Annotated in this window: 14 protein-coding genes; all 14 read right to left on the bottom strand. The window is 41.2% G+C overall.

What is annotated here, in order from left to right; genetic code table 11:
* Positions 1–2: 2 nt before the first annotated feature.
* Positions 3–1,100 carry a glycosyltransferase gene (locus L4D74_RS00070; protein WP_428750192.1) on the bottom strand — a complete coding sequence of 366 codons (1,098 nt, stop codon included), beginning with the start codon at positions 1,098–1,100 and terminating at the stop codon, positions 3–5.
* A complete protein-coding gene (locus tag L4D74_RS00065; RefSeq protein ID WP_428750191.1) occupies positions 1,101–1,613 on the bottom strand; it encodes an acyltransferase in 513 nt (170 codons plus the stop codon). It lies immediately after the preceding gene.
* The gene (locus tag L4D74_RS00060; protein ID WP_428750190.1) at positions 1,610–2,692 is read right to left on the bottom strand and encodes a glycosyltransferase; all 1,083 of its coding nucleotides are present in this window, start codon (positions 2,690–2,692) and stop codon (positions 1,610–1,612) included. Before L4D74_RS00060 ends, L4D74_RS00065 begins: the two co-directional genes overlap by 4 nt.
* A 51-nt stretch (positions 2,693–2,743) precedes the next feature.
* Positions 2,744–3,508: a polysaccharide biosynthesis protein gene (locus tag L4D74_RS00055; protein WP_428750189.1), complete on the bottom strand. Its 765-nt coding sequence runs from the start codon at positions 3,506–3,508 to the stop codon at positions 2,744–2,746.
* Positions 3,509–3,939: 431 nt separating this feature from the next.
* Positions 3,940–4,818 carry a glycosyltransferase family 2 protein gene (locus L4D74_RS00050; protein ID WP_428750188.1) on the bottom strand — a complete coding sequence of 293 codons (879 nt, stop codon included), beginning with the start codon at positions 4,816–4,818 and terminating at the stop codon, positions 3,940–3,942.
* A gap of 39 nt (positions 4,819–4,857) precedes the next feature.
* Entirely contained in the window at positions 4,858–5,952 is a 1,095-nt protein-coding gene (locus tag L4D74_RS00045) for a glycosyltransferase family protein (protein ID WP_428750187.1), read from the bottom strand.
* A gap of 182 nt (positions 5,953–6,134) precedes the next feature.
* A complete protein-coding gene (locus tag L4D74_RS00040; protein WP_428750186.1) occupies positions 6,135–7,160 on the bottom strand; it encodes an NAD-dependent epimerase/dehydratase family protein in 1,026 nt (341 codons plus the stop codon).
* Between the two features lie 180 nt (positions 7,161–7,340).
* Positions 7,341–8,621, bottom strand: a complete 1,281-nt coding sequence (tviB, locus tag L4D74_RS00035; RefSeq protein WP_428750185.1) for a Vi polysaccharide biosynthesis UDP-N-acetylglucosamine C-6 dehydrogenase TviB — start codon at positions 8,619–8,621, stop codon at positions 7,341–7,343.
* A 257-nt stretch (positions 8,622–8,878) separates the two neighbouring features.
* Positions 8,879–11,050, bottom strand: a complete 2,172-nt coding sequence (locus tag L4D74_RS00030; protein ID WP_428750184.1) for a polysaccharide biosynthesis tyrosine autokinase — start codon at positions 11,048–11,050, stop codon at positions 8,879–8,881.
* A 207-nt stretch (positions 11,051–11,257) separates the two neighbouring features.
* Entirely contained in the window at positions 11,258–11,617 is a 360-nt protein-coding gene (locus tag L4D74_RS00025; protein ID WP_428750183.1) for a four helix bundle protein, read from the bottom strand.
* 97 nt (positions 11,618–11,714) lie between these two features.
* Complete coding sequence (locus L4D74_RS00020; RefSeq protein WP_428750221.1) at positions 11,715–12,104, bottom strand: arsenate reductase/protein-tyrosine-phosphatase family protein; 390 nt, start codon at positions 12,102–12,104, stop codon at positions 11,715–11,717.
* A gap of 191 nt (positions 12,105–12,295) precedes the next feature.
* A complete protein-coding gene (locus L4D74_RS00015) occupies positions 12,296–13,429 on the bottom strand; it encodes a polysaccharide export protein (protein WP_428750182.1) in 1,134 nt (377 codons plus the stop codon).
* Between the two features lie 1,214 nt (positions 13,430–14,643).
* Positions 14,644–16,866, bottom strand: a complete 2,223-nt coding sequence (locus L4D74_RS00010; protein WP_428750181.1) for a YjbH domain-containing protein — start codon at positions 16,864–16,866, stop codon at positions 14,644–14,646.
* Positions 16,859–17,632 (bottom strand): capsule biosynthesis GfcC family protein, encoded by a 774-nt coding sequence (locus tag L4D74_RS00005; protein WP_428750180.1) that lies wholly within the window; start codon positions 17,630–17,632, stop codon positions 16,859–16,861. Before L4D74_RS00005 ends, L4D74_RS00010 begins: the two co-directional genes overlap by 8 nt.
* Between the last annotated feature and the right edge of the window lie 123 nt (positions 17,633–17,755).

Genomic DNA, 17,755 nt, shown 5'->3' with positions numbered 1-17,755 from the left:
TATTAATTATTCCGCAATGAAAATAGTTTTTCTGTAACTTGGTCAATACTAAATCTTTTTTTAATATATAATTGTGATTGGTAAGATATAAGTGAAAGGTCACTAGATTCCTTCCTCAGATAACTAAATAATAATCTAGTTAAAGAAGTAGCGTCTCCTACCTCTACGATCCTAGCTCGATCTATAATTTCAGGTGAATCACCAACTCTTGTTGAAAATGAAATACAACCAAACCCAGAGGATTCAGCAAGTACATTTGGGAAACCTTCAGTTTTAGATGTCAATATAAAAAAGTCTATTCCTTGATAAAAACTATTCATATCATCTTGCTGACCTAACAAATACACTTGGCTACTATTAATTTCTAATTTTTTAATATAACCTTGAATAATTACATTATCATTTGTCATTCCCCTTCCAGCGATTCTCAAAGAAAACAATGGATTTTCACTGAGTACAGGTGCCATAGCCTTGAATAAAATATAATAATCCTTAGCATCATGAAATCTACCAGCAGCTCCAAATACAAAATCTCGTTTTTCAAAGTCTCGTTTTTTAATTACTGGCAGATCATAGCCATTAGGAATATATACACTTTTTGAGTGACTTCCATAGCCGAAATCACAATGCTGCGCCTTTGATTTAATAGAGCAATATACAATCTTATCTGGAACATGACTAATTAGCTTTCCACCTATAATAGCTAATTTAGTACTTAATTTTTCTCCTTTAAAGTCATCAAGAGAATGCCTGACACCCCATATTAGCCTTATCTTATTCTTTAACAATATCTTTGCTAGTGCACCTACAAAATTCGCATGATACATCCAAGAATAGACTGCGTTGATACTATCTGCATTACTAATTATACGCTTGACCAACAATGCAGATCTGAGTAAATCAAGTGCATTTGATGATTTCAGCTCGAAAAATTCTACATCTTGATGGATACGCGATTTTAACTCATCAGACACTCTCATTAAGGATACGATCGTATGTCGATGTCTTATACCTGATGCGTTAATTGCTTTTATTAGCATCAGTTCCGCGCCACCTATATCGGAAAAATTGGTGATTATATGTATATAATGATAATTCACTTATAGACTCTTTATTTTTTTTGCAGGGACACCAGCGTAAACCCCATTACTTTCTAAATCACACGTAACGACACTGCCGGCAGCTACAATAACTCGCTCGCCTATGTTAACACCAGGTAATATAGTCACTCTAGCGCCAATCCAACTATCATTACCAATACTGACGGGTTTAATAACACTTGGCTGCTCACGCAAAAGTAGAGTTTTGTCGCTATATTCGTGCCCTCCGGTTAGTATGATTACTTGAGGAGCTATCATGACATCATTCCCAATTACAATCTTCCCCATGGAAACAAGTTTAGAGTCCTCACCTATTCCAGAGTTATCTCCTATGGAGATTATTCCACCTTTACCAAAACTTACGTTTCTTGCTATGTTTACATTTTTACCAACATTCTCAAAAATACCACGAACTAGTAAGTACCTTAACTTCACACCTATTTTTGTAAATGAGGCCGATGGTAAATTCTTACCTATTAGATAATATAAACATAGACATAAATAATTCATCATTGCTCCGTAAAACTCAATATATTTCCGACGTATTTTTCTGGAGATAACCTTTTAACATACGTACGCATTTTATCTTTCATATTTTCAGCGTCATATTCTGTTAAAGACAAACTACTACTCATAGCATTTGCTAGCTGTTGTGAAGATCCAATTCCACAAACAGTTATACCAGGTAACCTATCTATCCCGTCTGTACACTTTGTTGCTATTACGCGATTACCAACACTCATCATTTCCAATAGAACATTGGGAAATCCTTCATTAACTGAAGATAATACAGATAGTTTAGCCTTTCTGATATAAGGTAAAGGGTTGTCAGAAAAACCCATAAAAATTACACGCTCAATAATTCCCAAGTTTATAGCGAGGGATACAAGCTCGCTCATCAAAGGCCCTGAACCGATAATTCTGAGGGTATAATCTTTACGATCCAACAAGCTAAAAGCCTCTAGTAAGTATTCATAACCCTTTTCTCGAACAAGGCGACCGACAGCTACAATCTCAAACTCTCCTTGTGTGTCCTTATCGAGAAAAGATTTACGATGTACATCAGTAAAGTCTATTGGATTGTGTAAAACAAGTGATTTTCGCTTACTTAACCTTGGAATGTTATCAAAAAGCTCGTTCTGCATTCTTTTCGTTTGGAATATCATATATAGGTCGTTAGTATATAAATGATACAAAATTCTGAATGTGAATAATTTAGAACCAGAAAAACAACTAAAAATATTAGTCGATTCTCTAGATATTTGCTTTTTTACAGTTAATAGCCCTACGCGTCTAAATAAACTAATAAATGCGTTACAGTGTACATGAGAACTAAAGGAATATTCAAACTCAACCCCTCTAAATCTTATTTTTAAAATTTCAAAAAGTAAAAGAAAAATTCCGAACCTTTCTCTTTTTGCTTTCAAGTAAACTTTATTTGCTGGAATATCATCCCAGTTTCCATTATCGCCTTTAGACATGAATATAACATGCACATCGTAGTCATTCTCACATAGATACTTAGCTATTCTTTTCAATGTTAACTCAGCACCCGCGAGGGTATCTGTGGGTAAAACAAAAATTACGGACATAACGCCCCCATTAAACTGTACTTATATTATCAATATCGAAACCACATCACATCACTTCAATTTAATGAATGCATATATAATTAAAGGAACATATAACAACTGAGTTAAAGAAATAGCTATTGCAGCTCCAATGTCGGAGTAGATAGGAATAAAATATAAATTAAAAAACAAAGCTCCAATAGTAACAAAAATGGTGGACGTAGATAGTTGATAGAACAATCCATTTGATAACATCTGACTTTCTAACATATATTTAACCATAATGATCGGTGAAGTGATTACTATAATACGAAATAATAAAGCCGCATTTTCATAGCCATCACCAAAAATACGAAAAATAGCTGGGGAAAATATATATGAAATAATCACACATACAATTAAAAATGGAAGTGAAAGCAGAATGAATTTCCGCTGTTGAAACCAACTATTTTGGGACTTTGCATTAGACAGAAAAACAAATCCAACTGATTGAGAGAACACAATGAACATTGCAATCATACTATTGGCCACAGACAAATTACCTGTGGCTGACAAGTCACCAACCCCCCCCCCCAAATAAAGAACACCTATCTGAGATATTAGCATTTGCCCTAATGACCCAAAATAGAGTTTAGAACCGCTAAAATAAGAACGTACAATCTGCTTTTTTAATAAGATAACCTTTGGGTTTATAAATGTGGCCTTCAAATAAAAAGCCACACCAACAACCAAAACGATTTTAGCTAAAACAAATGAAAGGAAATACAAGTCAATACTCATAGCGTCAAGTGTTAGCCAAGCTATTACTAATGAGAGTTGAACAAAAGAAGATGACATTAATAAATAATTGTAATTGTTTATTTTCTCATAATAAGCGCACAACTGGACACTAAACCACTCTGCCAATGTTAAAAATATCAAAAGGAACAATAAAAACACACTCTCGACATTATAATTAACTTTCACTAGCCATAACGAGAATATAATACCGAGTGAAATTAGTAAAGATATTAATAAGCAACAACCTAAGAGGATTGTGGGCTCAATTTTACTAACCCCTTTAGAATTGTGTATAGTATTATGAACAGAAAAACTACTCAACAAAGCAATAATAGACGAGACAGAGAAATAATATGATATTTCTCCTCGAAGCTCAGGACCTAAACTTCGAGACACAACAAGAAGAATAATGAAGTTAACTAAAAGTGATATATACCTAACAAAGCTGGTCTTAAATATTAACCTTAACACTGCTACTCCAATGGGAATTATTTAATTCTATTTCTAAACTCTAACAATAAACATTGATAAAATCTCAACTCGAAGGGGTATTTTAATATGCACTTAAAAATATCCATAAAATCAATAGACTTAATACCTAGTTGACATCTCATTTTCATAGACAAGGTTTTATAATAATCTGACTTAAAACGATCTTTTAGGAGCGCACCATAGCGTTCAAGGAATATCTCGTATCCTTTTATTATATCATTAATTCTTTCAGTATTTGGTTTACCTCTGGTTAAGCTAACATTATCTATGTAATACTTTCTAACCACAGTATATGAATAATAACATCGATTATTTTCTTGCAAATCTAAATACGCCAAACTTTCAAAGCCATTTTTAACCCTTTCATCATATTTAAATTTCCCTTTTCTGACCAAATCGCTATCAATAACGTGAACCCACTCTCCCCTTACTCGCTTCAACAGTAAATCATCACAATTACCTACAAATCCATCTCTCGGTATTTTGTTGTTCATAACACCATCAGAGTCAATCACTGAAAAACAATAATCCTTATATTGGCGACTAGTTCCAACTATTGTTTTTCTTATATTACTTAAAGCGTCTGGAAAAAACTCATCATCAGAATCTAAAAAGGTGACATAATCAGATTTCTCTGAAATATGGTTAAGTCCTATATTTCTAGCAGCATTTACCCCGCCATTTATTTTCATCCGTATTAGTTTAATGCTTGTTTTATCAGAAAATCTCTCTGCTAACTTATAACTACCATCAACTGAACCATCATCTACAAGTATTAGCTCGTAGTTTTTATGATCTTGACTCATAATAGAAAAAATTGCTCTCTCAATAGTACTTTCACTATTGTATACAGGTATAATAACACTAATTAACAAATTATCCCCTTATACTCTCTGGCTTATAAATTAAAAAATCTAACACGGCTTCAAATATTTACCATTTACGAGCACAGGGAAAACCACAAAGACGAATAAAAAAGGCATCATGATTGTAACTTGCCGAAACCCCAACTGATCATTGGCTAAATAAGGAAAAATATAACACAAAAACAGAACTAAAAAGGGTAGTAGCTTGTTTTCATGTAAGATACTCTTCCAAAACATAAATTTCATCAAAAATACTATACAAATAAAACACATAAATATAAACACCAAGGAATACCAAAGCATCAAAACGGTCGGAAGCTCTGAGCTAACCAGCCATGGTACTGGTGACAAAAAAACTCGAATAAAGGCTTCAGGAAAGTCAATTAACGCTGCATAAATATTTATCGATGATATAGACAAAGAAAAAAGTATAAACACCAGAGCTAGTGATATTGAGATTGTCATTTTTACCAATATATGTCTTCTTAAAATTGCGGAGTACAGAATGAGGTCCGATACCACAAAGGCAATTAGAGATAAGAACATGTGAATTCTAAAACCTACGAGTAAAAAGCACACTATAGAAGCTACTATTAAAGTACTGTATTTCTTGTTTTTCTTATATGAAAAATACAAAACAATAAAGAAGTTAGTCAACATAAAAATTAGGTCATCGCGCATTAATGTGTATGGAAACAAAACTAAAGGTACATAAAAGATCAATGACAGGCTAATAACCATCGCAACTTTTCTAACGAAAAACTCTTTAACTAAAAAATAATAACATGGTATTGTTAAAAAATGGAACAATAATATTTTAACAATGGCAACACTAGATAAATCAACTCCAGTCAGTGAGAAAACCCCAGCGATAAAATAATAATTCCCCCAATGCAAACTGTGTGTATATTTATAGTAGTCAGATACAGTAGATAAAAAACCACTGTTTTCAATGGTTTCAAATAACAAAACAGAGCGAGTAAGATATCTAAACTCATCATCCCCTATAATAAAATTTCCACTACTTATAGACTCCCAACTTACAACAAACTGAAGCATGAAGAAGTGGAATAAAAATGACATCAACAATGTCCAAAACATCGTTATTTTTGCTCTGCTAATATTTCCCACTTCAATACCCAAATAACCATACCGATAATTAAAAACTGACTTAAAAGATAATTAACAATATATATTTTATTTTTAATTATTAATTCAGCTCACAATCCAAACCTAAAAACTTTAGAATTTTCATTAATAAGGAACAAGCTAAACACAAATAAAAACTCTAATAATCACATTGTTATAAATCCCACGTTTAATAATCAACGATTCAATAAATTCACATACCATGGCATAGCTTTATCTATCCCTTCGTCTATATTATACTCTGGAATGTATCCGAGATATTTCATGGCTTTATTTATGCTCGCTTGAGAGTGACGCACATCACCAGCTCTAAAGTCACGATAAACAGGTTCGCTTTTATTATCAACTTCATTCATAATTAGCGATTTTTGAATGCTCTTAAAAAGTGAATTCAGCGTTGTTCGCCCTCCAACGGCTACATTATATACATTGCCCTTAACGTCATCACTTGCTGTTGCAGCTAAAATATTCGCTTGAACCGTATTTTCTATAAAACAAAAATCTCTACTTGTTTCTCCATCTCCATTTATAAAGACTTCTTCTCCTTTAATTAATGATGAAGTCCACTTCGGTATGACTGCTGCATATGCACCATTAGGGTCTTGCCGAGGGCCAAAGACATTGAAATAGCGCAGGCCAATTGACTTAAATCCATAGGTGCGCTCAAATACATTCGCGTATAGTTCATTGACGTACTTAGTTACGGCATAAGGAGACAGTGGGTTACCGATATTGTCTTCTACTTTTGGCAGTGCTGGATGGTCGCCGTATGTCGAGCTAGAAGCCGCATAAGTGAAGCTTTTCACCTTCTCTTCTTTCGCAGCATCTAGCATATTTAGAAAGCCAGTGATGTTTGTAGCGTTCGTGGTAAGTGGATCCGAAATAGAACGAGGAACAGAGCCTAAAGCAGCTTGGTGTAGTACGTAATCAACGCCTTGGACGGCTTGCTTACATTCTTTGGACTCACGGATGTCCCCTTCCATAAAAGTGAAGCGAGACCATTGTTCTTCTAACACTAGGCTTTTAACTTCATCTAAGTTGTGCTGGTGACCAGTTGCGAAATTGTCTAAGCCCACTACAGTCTGGTTGAGTTTTAGTAACGTTTCTAATAGGTTTGAGCCGATGAAGCCTGCGACGCCTGTTACCAACCACGTTTTTGGTGATTCTAAAAGTTCTTGTTGGATCTGTTCGTATTTGGTCATTGTGCTTTCCGTGTGGGGAAGTAGTTAAGGTTGGGTGCTGTTTGCTAGTGGATTCTGAATCACGCTCGTTCCTCGCTGTTCAGAATGACGAGAATTAGGCTTTACAGCAGTGAGGTAGCCTTCATTCATCATAAAAAACTCAGGAACCTTCAATCAGACTCCTGAACTTTAAGTTTCAGACTAGAGACGCATGTCTACGCTTTCTTTGTCTAGAACGTATTTCAAGTCGTATAGAACGTGGGCTGGTTTCCCAAGTGCGCGGATTTTCTCTACGCCCATCTCTTTAAACTCGTTGTGAGATACCGCCATGATGATCGCATCGTAATGACCTTGTTGTTCTTTCTCACACAAAGTTAGACCGTATTCGTGTTGCGCTTCTGCGTTGGAACACCAAGGGTCCATGATGTCTACATTGATGTTGTATTCTTTTAGCTCAGAGACAATATCCACCACTTTGGTGTTGCGTAGGTCCGGACAGTTCTCTTTAAAGGTAAGGCCCATAACTAGAACATTCGCACCTTCAACATGAATACGCTTCTTAAGCATTTTTTTCACAAGTTGAGAGACAATATATTGGCCCATGCCATCGTTGAGTCGGCGACCTGCTAGGATCATTTCAGGGTGGTAACCCACACTCTGTGCTTTATGCGTTAGGTAGTACGGATCTACACCGATACAGTGGCCACCAACCAAACCAGGACGGAACGGTAGGAAGTTCCACTTGGTACCAGCAGCTTCAAGGACTTCTAAAGTATCGATGCCAAGTTTGTTGAAAATGATAGAAAGCTCGTTGATAAGTGCAATGTTGACGTCACGCTGTGTGTTTTCGATAACTTTTGCTGCTTCTGCTACTTTGATAGAAGATGCTTTGTGTGTACCCGCAGTGATGATGGTTTTGTAAAGTTGATCTACGTATTCTGCCACTTCTGGTGTAGAACCACTTGTCACTTTAAGGATGTTAGTCACTCGATGTTCTTTGTCACCTGGGTTAATACGCTCTGGCGAGTAACCAGCAAAGAAGTCTTGGTTAAACTTAAGGCCAGACACTCGCTCTACAACTGGAATACAGTCTTCTTCTGTCGCACCTGGGTATACTGTTGACTCGTAGATGATCACATCACCTTCAGAAACCACTGTGCCCAATGCCTCAGAAGCTTTGATCAGCGGTGTTAGATCCGGTTGTTTATGCTCATCAATCGGTGTTGGTACCGTTACAATATAGACATTACATTCTTTTAAGTCTTGAAGAGTGGAGGTGTAAGAAAGATAAGCCGCTTCTGCAAGTTCGCTATCACTGCACTCTAACGTGCTATCGCGACCAGCAGTTAGCTCATCAATGCGCACTTGGTTGATATCAAAACCAATCGTTGGTGCTTTTTTACCGAACTCGACCGCTAGCGGTAAGCCAACATAACCTAAACCAATAATTGCAACTTTTGCATTTTCTACTGACAAATTCATAAGTCTTTAAACCTAATCTATTAATAATTTTCCTAATGACAAGTCGCCTATGAGATCTTGTCATATCTAGTTTCTTATAAGAATGTCTCAGTTTTTAAAATAGTACTGAGACACTTTTTTCCATTTTCAGACAGCCTATTTTAGATAATTCCTTATAAAACCAAGATTTTGCTTACTTTTACAAAAGGACCCAAATAGGCCCAACATTTTTACTCTCCACTCGCTACATGTAAATCCTCGCCTTCGCGAGGAGAGTATTACTTATCATCACTCGTATACGCATAGTTATAATACCCGTACCCGTAACCACTAGACGCCTTCTTCTCTATCGCATTAAAGATCACGCCTTTCACCTCAATACCGGATTGCTCAAAGCGCCCTTGCGCCACTTCAATCTCTTTTAGGGTATTTTGGCCATAGCGTGCCACCATTAAAGTGGTCCCGGCGAATGCCCCAACAATACTTGGGTCGGTTACCGCAAGCACCGGTGGGGTATCAATAATCACCAAGTCGTAATTTGCTGAGCTCCACTCCGCAAACTCTTGAAACCGTGGGTGCATTAGTAACTCGGAAGGGTTAGGCGGTACTTGGCCACGGGTAATCACGTGTAGGTTTTCAATGTCTGTAGGTTTAACGACTTGCTCGGTAGTCAGTTTGCCACTTAACAGTTCAGACAGGCCGTTATCCCACTTAAGGTTAAATTGCTTTTGTAGGTAGCCTTTACGCATATCCGCATCCACCAGCAATACTTTTTGGCCTGTTTTTGCTGCTACTGCGGCGAAGTTAGTGGAAATGAAAGATTTACCAATGCCTGGCGCAGGGCCAGAAATCATTAGAATATTGTTTTTCGCTTCCATCATGGCGAAATGTAAGCTAGTGCGCAGGCCGCGCAACGCTTCAATGGAGAGGTCAGCCGGGTTACTTTCCGCTAACAGTTTGTCTTTGCCTTTGTGGCGCTTAGCTAGGTGGGTAAGCTGTAACTGCATGTCAGACTTAGGCACGCTGGCGTATACTGGTAGGCCAATCGCTTCAATCTCGTCTGGGGATTCTACGCCTTTATGGAACACTGCTTTTACTAGTACAAACGCCACACTTAGCATACCGCCCAATAGCGTAGCCAATACTACAATCAGCGGTTTCTTTGGTTTGACTGCATTGGTGTGGGATTGCGCCGAATCGACAATGCGCACGTTGCCCACAGTACCCGCTTTCATAATGCGCAGCTCTTGTACTTTATTAAGCAGCTGCACATAAATTTGCTGGTTCACTTCCACGTCACGCGTCATACGAAGTACGGCTCGTTGCGTTTTCGGCAATTTTTGAATCTGTCTATTTAAACGCTCTTTTTCACCTAACAAGGTTTCACGCTTTTCTAGTAATGAGCGATACGCAGGGTGATCTTTGGTAAATTTTTGACTGACTTCACTTTCTTTAAAAGTAAGTTCATTAAGTTGCGCTTCTAGTGCAACCATTACCTTTAAGGTAGATTGCGCTTCTAACCCTAAATCGACCGATTCATTATCTTGTCGGTACTGATTCAGCGTATCTTCCGCTGCCGTTAAACTGGTTTTAATGTCCGGCAGGTGGCCCTGCAAAAACTCTAAACTTTTCTCTGCTTCTGCCGATTGGCGCGCCACATTTTGTAAGAAGTAGTTTTGGCTAATGTCGTTAACAATGCGCTCTATTACCGGTTTGTATTCCCCTTCTAGAGATAGCTGCAAAATACCAGTTTGTTTACCTCGCTCAGAAATAGACAGTGCTTGCTGAAGCTCAGTAATGGCATCTATTCTTGGTTTCTTGCCTATGGTGTACTGCTGCCCTTGCTTACCTTGTAGGTAAGTCACAAACAAACGGTAACCGTTACCTTCCGAAATTTCACCTGCTTTACCTGTTAGTAGTACGTTATCTTGCGCGTCACGTAGCTCAAAACCTTGATTGTTATCATCGGTTTGTACTAGCAGTAGTGTTTTGTCATCTAAATAATGCCATCGCTCAGATACCTCTAAACGACCTACATCAATGTAGGCTTGCTCACCGGTTAACCTTGCCAGGCCTTTGCCAATTACAGGCAAGTACTTAGGCTGTGCAACCGTTGTTAGGTTGAGCTTATCCACGGTTTGGCCTAACACCATACGCGACTTAATCAGCTCAATCTCTGTGGTAGCAGACGACTCTTGCGCAAACATGTCGCCTAAGCCATCACTAAGTAGTGAAGACATGCCACCGCTCTTTTGCTCTACCTGAATTAGCGCATCGGCTTTATAGATAGGCGTAGATAACAACGCAAAAGCGATACCGAAGCAGGTGAATACGAAGGTAGTGACGATGATGAGCCATTTGGCGTCTAGGAGGATGCCGAATAGTTTACCTAGATCGATTTCGTCGGAAGGGGAAGAAACGGAGTTTTGGGATGGTTTTGGGTTCTGCATTGGGGAATAGGTTCCGGAGTTTAAGCGGTTAAAGGGTAAATGGTCCTGTGGTCCTGTGGTCCTGTGGTCCTGTGGTCCTGTGGTCCTGTGGTCCTGTGGTCCTGTGGTCCTGTGGTCCTGTGGTCCTGTGGTCCTGTGGTCCTGTGGTCCTGTGGTCCTGTGGTCCATTTTTTCGTGCTGGACGTCAAATACAAGCCTAAATGACACTCATTTTACGACACCCTTTCTGAGTTTGATGAGCTTAGCTAACATCACGGAGATATGCTTCGCCTCGTTTATAAATATGAGCCCTTGCTCTTTGCTAAAGTACCCAAGTTCAATACCTATATACACTTGAGTAATCAGCTCTCCACACGAACCTTTTGCGTAATACAAAAACCTTGCAGATTCAGCTGGTGTTTCTCGCTCTTCACCTTCCGATATATTCGAAGGAATAGAAAGCGCACTACGAGAAAGTTGGTCTTTAAAACCGTAGTTTTTACAAGGTTCAAGTTGCCGTATTATATCAACCGTCAATCGAGAACTTTTCTTCCATACTTCTAACTGTTCAAACCCTAGTAGTCTCATCGCATTCTCTGCTCAAAGCCCAACCAAAGTAAAACAGGGCAAGTGTTTGTTCACATCCCACAGGGCCATAGGTCCATAGGTCCGCTCCATCCCGCCCTTACAATTTTTTTACCCATTCTTTCGCACTCTGCTCTATCAACTCATACGCGTGATCAAACGCTTCGCGGCTTTGGCGGTAGGGATCGGGGATGTCTTTTTGTCCTATCCATTGGCCAAAGAGCATGGTTTTGCCGCGGGCTTCTGGGGCGATGCTGGTCAGGGCTTCTAGGTGGCCTTTTTCCATGACTAGGATTAAGTCGTAGTCTTTGCACAGCTCACTAGTTAGCTGCTGTGAAGCGTGGTTTTCTACGTCTACGCCGTGCTCGGCGGCGACTTGAATCGCCGTTTTGTCTGCGGGTTTGCCGACTAGGCCGCTTTTGGCGCTGGCGATGCCTGCGGAGGCCACGGTTTTGGCTGGTAGCAGTTGTGCCAGCATGCGCTCGCCTATTGGGGAGCGGCGGTTCTGTGGTTCTGTGGTTCTGTGGTTCTGTGGTTCTGTGGTTCTGTGGTTCTGTGGTTCTGTGGTTCTGTGGTTCTGTGGTTCTAGCAAAAACCAAGCGCACAGCATGTCAAGCACTTACACCTCTCGACATGCCCTTCCCATAGGGCCATAGCACCATAGGTCCGCTCTTATTCCTCTTAATTCCCCCACCCTCTATAAGAGTTACCCGCATCACCGATGTTCTTAAGACCAGTCAGCGTTGGTAGTAATTGGGTCATTAAACGGTTCCAGCGCGCGAGTGGGGTCGCGGTGACGTACACTACGTCGTATGGCTGGAGTTCAAATTCTGTGCCTAAGAACAATGCGGTGGCATCTTGCATGTTCAGCTGGTAGATGTTGGCAATTTTATCTTGCTCGTCGGCGCGTGTTGGGCGAATCACGAAAATCCCTGTCGCATCTGCAGCCACTTCTTTAATGCCGCCTACGCTGCTTAGCGCTTCTGTCAGGCTCATGCCGTTGCGTTCCATCTTGAGCGTTTGTGGTTCACCCACTTCACCCATGACGAAGATTTTTTGTGCATCATTGCGCGGTACGTGGATGATGTCACCCGGTTGCATTAGGCGGTTTTGGGTTAGGTCGCCTTTTTGCATCAATGCGTATAACGATACGTGCTCTTCTTTGCCGTTTCTGGTTACCGTGACATTGCGCCAATCAGCGTCGGTTTCTAGACCACCCGCTAAATTCACCGCATCTAACAGCGTCATAGGGATATTGGTTACCGGTTTTTGACCTGGGCTAGATACCTCGCCAGTGACATAGACTTTTTTAGAGCGAAACGCTGCAACGTTGACATCCACTTGTGGGCTTTCAATGTACTTAACAAGCTTTGATGTGATTTCTGTACGGATTTCGCGAACGGTTTTCCCTTCTACATGGACTAAACCAATATAAGGATAAAAAATAGTGCCATCTGCGCTAACCCAATTACCGGCTTCCGCTGAACTACGGTATTGACCTGCTGGAATAGTCAGTTCTGGGTGATCCCAAATCGTTACATTAAGAATATCACCCGGCCCAACACGGTATTGGTAGTTAACCACCTCTGCATCCAATTTAGGATTAGGAGTGGATACCGGCTCTGGAATCTTAAATGATGCCACACGCTCTGGTGTTAGTGGGTAAACATTCACTAACTCAGATAAATCGGTAGTTTCACCCTCTGCCTGAATGACGTTTTTGTCGCTAGTTGAAATGTGGCCACCTGGTAAGGTACAACCAGCTATTAACAACGGGAATAGTGCCGTGATGGTGAGTTTTTTAACGTTATTCATGGGGCGTTATCGTTCCTGGGATTAGGTTCCTAGTTCCTGGAATATGAGGAAAAAGCTCCTAGTTCCTGGAAATATTGTCCTTTGGGGTCTATTGTTCTGGGGATATGTTGCAAGTTCAAGAGGGTAATGATATTTGCTTACCAATTTGGGAAGAAGATCATGGCGCGCTTTAAAACGCTACCGCCCGTTGGTGTTAAGCATATAACCCTATTATGCATCCGTTCTCATTTTTACTGCGATCCATGGCCGTACTGGTCTTCGCTGCTAACAATTAACTCCAGTCTTCAACCAAACAAGTTACATTCACGATAGTGATGAGCCTATTTGGCTGACATTTCCCGTCAGTTAATAGCTAAAACGTCGAATTTTGTTGTAAATCACCTGTTCTTTATGTTTTTTAGTTTGTTTTCAGTGATTAATCGTCACTTTTGACAGGCTGGTATTATCCACATTGAACATAGCATTACAATGAATAAGTCACTGGTTGCCTATCCAATATCACGGCACCTTCTGTCTACACGTCACTAGAACTCGACCACTTACAGTACGTAATTCCCTTGAGTTTCATTATCTTACCATTCCAAAAAGGCCGGACTTTAAGCGAGATTTTTTTTGTAGACAATTGTAATAATCATTGGTTTTCTTCAATATTAGTGAATACCTAACTGTCCCGGCTGCAATCAAGGGAAACACAAGTCACGTGCGCTGTATCGCAGCTTCACCTAAATCAAGCGTTTCTTTCTGCGAAATTAACCATGACTCTATTGCCATATTTTTACGTGACCACATTACACTTCTTTTAGGTATTCACCATAACAATATGATATTACAGTTTTTTTTAAACCAGCGTGTGAGAGGAGTGTTAGACAAGTTGATTTTAGACTTTTTAGAACGATTCTTTGTCCTAAAGAGCCCACCACATTCCGTATCAATACTTAAGATAGGTTTCTGCAATCGCTGCTTTTATGTACACATCTATTGTTTTATAAAAACATGTCGAATTGAAGTTAAATTTCGACACAAAATAGGGGCAAGATCCCACTTTAAGATTATGGAATGGTTCTGCGGGGTTATGTTTGTAAGGCTACACGCGTCAACGACAACAAATCGTTTTCTGTATAGCCATCCCCCCCTAGGAACCAGAAACCGCCCCTTTCTAGAAACCCGCTCCTAAACCGTTCTCCCCCAGGACCTAGGACCGCTCTTAACCCGCTCTATTCCCGCTCTATTACCCCATTCGGCCTCTGCAACCACGGCGATCTCGCATCGGTCAAATTAAACAACTGGTACTTACGGTTTAACATCTGCCCACCATCACGCGTGATTGGCTGCCAGAAAATGGTAGCGCGGTTGGCACTTGGTTTGACGGTCATAATGTCGAAGGGAATGGAGACATAAAACCCTTTGGTGAAACTGCCTTCGCCAAAGTCTTCCGTGCTCATGTTGGTGAAGCTGGCATACGCTCCGGCGATCACGCCGCTGTCAAACTGCTTGGAGAAATCCACACGGGTGCCTAAATCGCCAGCAAGGAATTTACCCACGCCCACTTTTAATAACGTGTTATCAATAAAGTTCCACTGCGGCATGTAGTAGCCAGTTAGGAAACCGGTTGTGCCTTGAGGGAGTACCTTGTAGTAACGGCCATCGCGTTCACTGTATTGTTGCTCTTCGGTGAATATGCCAAACCAACTATTGGGGTCTCGCTGCGAGACAAGGTTAACATCCGCGCCTATGGCCCAGTTTTGGTTCAGTGGGCGATATAACACCTCGCCCCCCGCGCCTGCGAACATGCTTTCTAAGTAGCCGCCATACGCTTGGCTGTAAAATCCGTTGCCCAGCTCATCTAACCAGGTTAATTGCAGGTTGTTCATGCGTACCGGGTTATCGGTTACGTAGGAGCGAAACAAGGTGCGTACCCTTGGGACATCGGTGCCATCGGGTGGCACTTCGTAGTTAAAACTGTCGTAGTTATCTACTACATTAAAGTGAATGCCACCAGACACGTTAAAATTACGAGTTAGCCAGTACTCTGCGCCTACGTCTACACCAATTTCAAACAGGTAGAAATTTTCAGCCGAACCAAAAGATTGCGCTAATGTGGGCGATACGTGGTAATCGAAGGCATCAAAGCCGTCATACACGGTTTTCTTAGTCGCACTGTCGCTTAAGTCAATCTCTTCTCGCCCTGTAGCGGCGTCGATAAAGCTTTTATCAATGCTTTGTTTTAGGGCGATGGTTTGGTAGGTTTTCGCATCAATGGTGGTGGACATCACTGGAATGTTTTCTGCAGTCTCAACAATTTCATACGTTTCAATGTTGCTTGGCAGGGTATTACTTAGAATCGCGGCAGCGCGCTCTTGCGCCTCTACTCGGTCGCGATATTTGCTTTGACTCGCTGTCACGATGGCTTTATCACCATCAATGGCAATAGTCGCTTCCTTGTAACCGGCATTACTTTCTAGCTGGTTTGCTAGCTGCGGCCAATCTACATCTTCTACGCTTTGGGCGGCGTCATTTGGCCTTGGTTGTACTTCTGGCTCATCTAACCAAACGGCTTTCATGTCGTTAAAATTGGTACGAAGGGTCACGCCAAGAGCGAGTGTGTTGCCTCGCTCATAGCTCACCCGTGCATCCCCCCAATCTCCAAGACGATACAATGCGCCCACGTTCCACGGTGTGGCAGGGGTCATGTCACTGTATCCTTGAACATGAGGGGCATCTTGGGAGTAGTTATTACTGTCATACTCTAATTTAAAGCGCAGCGGTTGCCATGGTGTTTGGTATTCTACGCCACCAAATAGTGCCGCAGGGCCTCTAAACCAGCGCTCATAGTTGGTTTGCCCTCCGCCGCCTTTTGTGTCACTTGGTCTCGTGCAGAACCCATCGCTAACATGGCAAAATGGATTGGGGATGTTGTCTCTGGTGCCTAAATAGCCCCAGCCCATTCCAAGGGTAAAGTCTAGATTGCCATAACGTTTAGTGGCGGCAACAAACTCGCCATCAAATAACCCGGTTCCGCCAAAATCGCGAAAGCCGACCGACGTTTCTGGCAGGTAGTCACCTTCTTCTAATAAACGAATTTTAAAGTCGATGCCTTTATCAGCCCAATCGGTATCACCACTAAAACCCGGATCATTGCTGTAAGGGATCCCCTGAACAATGGTGTAGCGTACTGTGGTTTCCAGCCAAGGCATCAACTGTAAGCTAATGCTGTATTTATGGTAATCATTATTCCAATTACCATTAATACTAAACTCGCCTTCACGCGCCATTCGGCCTGTGGGCATTTGCATTAACCCTACGCCCCCAAAATCTGACTGCGATGGAGTAAGGATTGCAGGCTCAAAGGGGTCAGCGAATACCGCGCTACTCAACACACTACCCGTTAGCGCCGATGATATAGCCAAGGCCAGTAAGGAAGGGGCTTTATTATTCATTATTATTGATTACCTTATGACGAAGCAGTTGCGCGATATCTTGGTTAAGTGAGGCGTATTGTGATGGCAGTGAGTCAAACGGCACCAAGACTAACGCCCCCGGCGCTAAGAAGTGTGGTTTAAAATTCCAATTACCATAATCAGCGGTGTCGATATGCCCATCGGGCTGAATGATCAATGCTTGGCTGGTGCTCGCACTGTCTAGTCTTAGCTTACCCTGCGCCCTGAAATAGTCGGCCAAAAACCATTGTGAGCGTAGTCGCAGTTGCTCGCTGCGTTTTACCGCGCCAAACCAATAAAGATGAGGGTCTCTGGTGGTGATATTGAGCTGATACTGCCCATCGAGTAATGGATTTTGTTTTAGTTGTGACTGCACTACATCATAGTCAAGGGGGGTAAATTCCCTGTATTTAAACTCGGCGGCTTCAATCTGCGCGATCACTTTATCTGCGCCAATTTTCGGCTCTTCAAGGTGTAATTGTTGCAGCTTGTTCAACACGCTGCGCTTTTGTTCGTCAATTAACGCTTGTTTTTGCAGATCAAACAGTTGCGCTTGTAATGGCTCGAGTTGCTGTTGTTGGTTACTGGCCTGCAACTGAGTGTCTTTTAATACCTGCTCCAAACGCGTGGGCTGGTTGTAATCCAAACGAATGCTTTGCTGCGGCAACGATACCGACAAACCAACCGACAGAACCGTCGCGATAGAAGGAAAAGCTAGGAGAAGTAAGGCACTAGCGGTGATGAGTTTTTTACATCCTTGAAGCATGGGGGATCCTTGAGAGTTTTAAAATGGTCCTGTGGTCCTGTGGTCCTGTGGTCCTGTGGTCCTGTGGTCCTGTGGTCCTGTGGTCCTGTGGTCCTGTGGTCCTGTGGTCCTGTGGTCCTGTGG

It is taken from the genome of Vibrio cionasavignyae (assembly GCF_050337155.1).
Taxonomy (GTDB): Bacteria; Pseudomonadota; Gammaproteobacteria; order Enterobacterales; family Vibrionaceae; genus Vibrio; species Vibrio nomapromontoriensis.
Note: the sequence above shows the minus strand (reverse complement) of the source record. Positions and strands in the feature narration are given on the sequence as shown.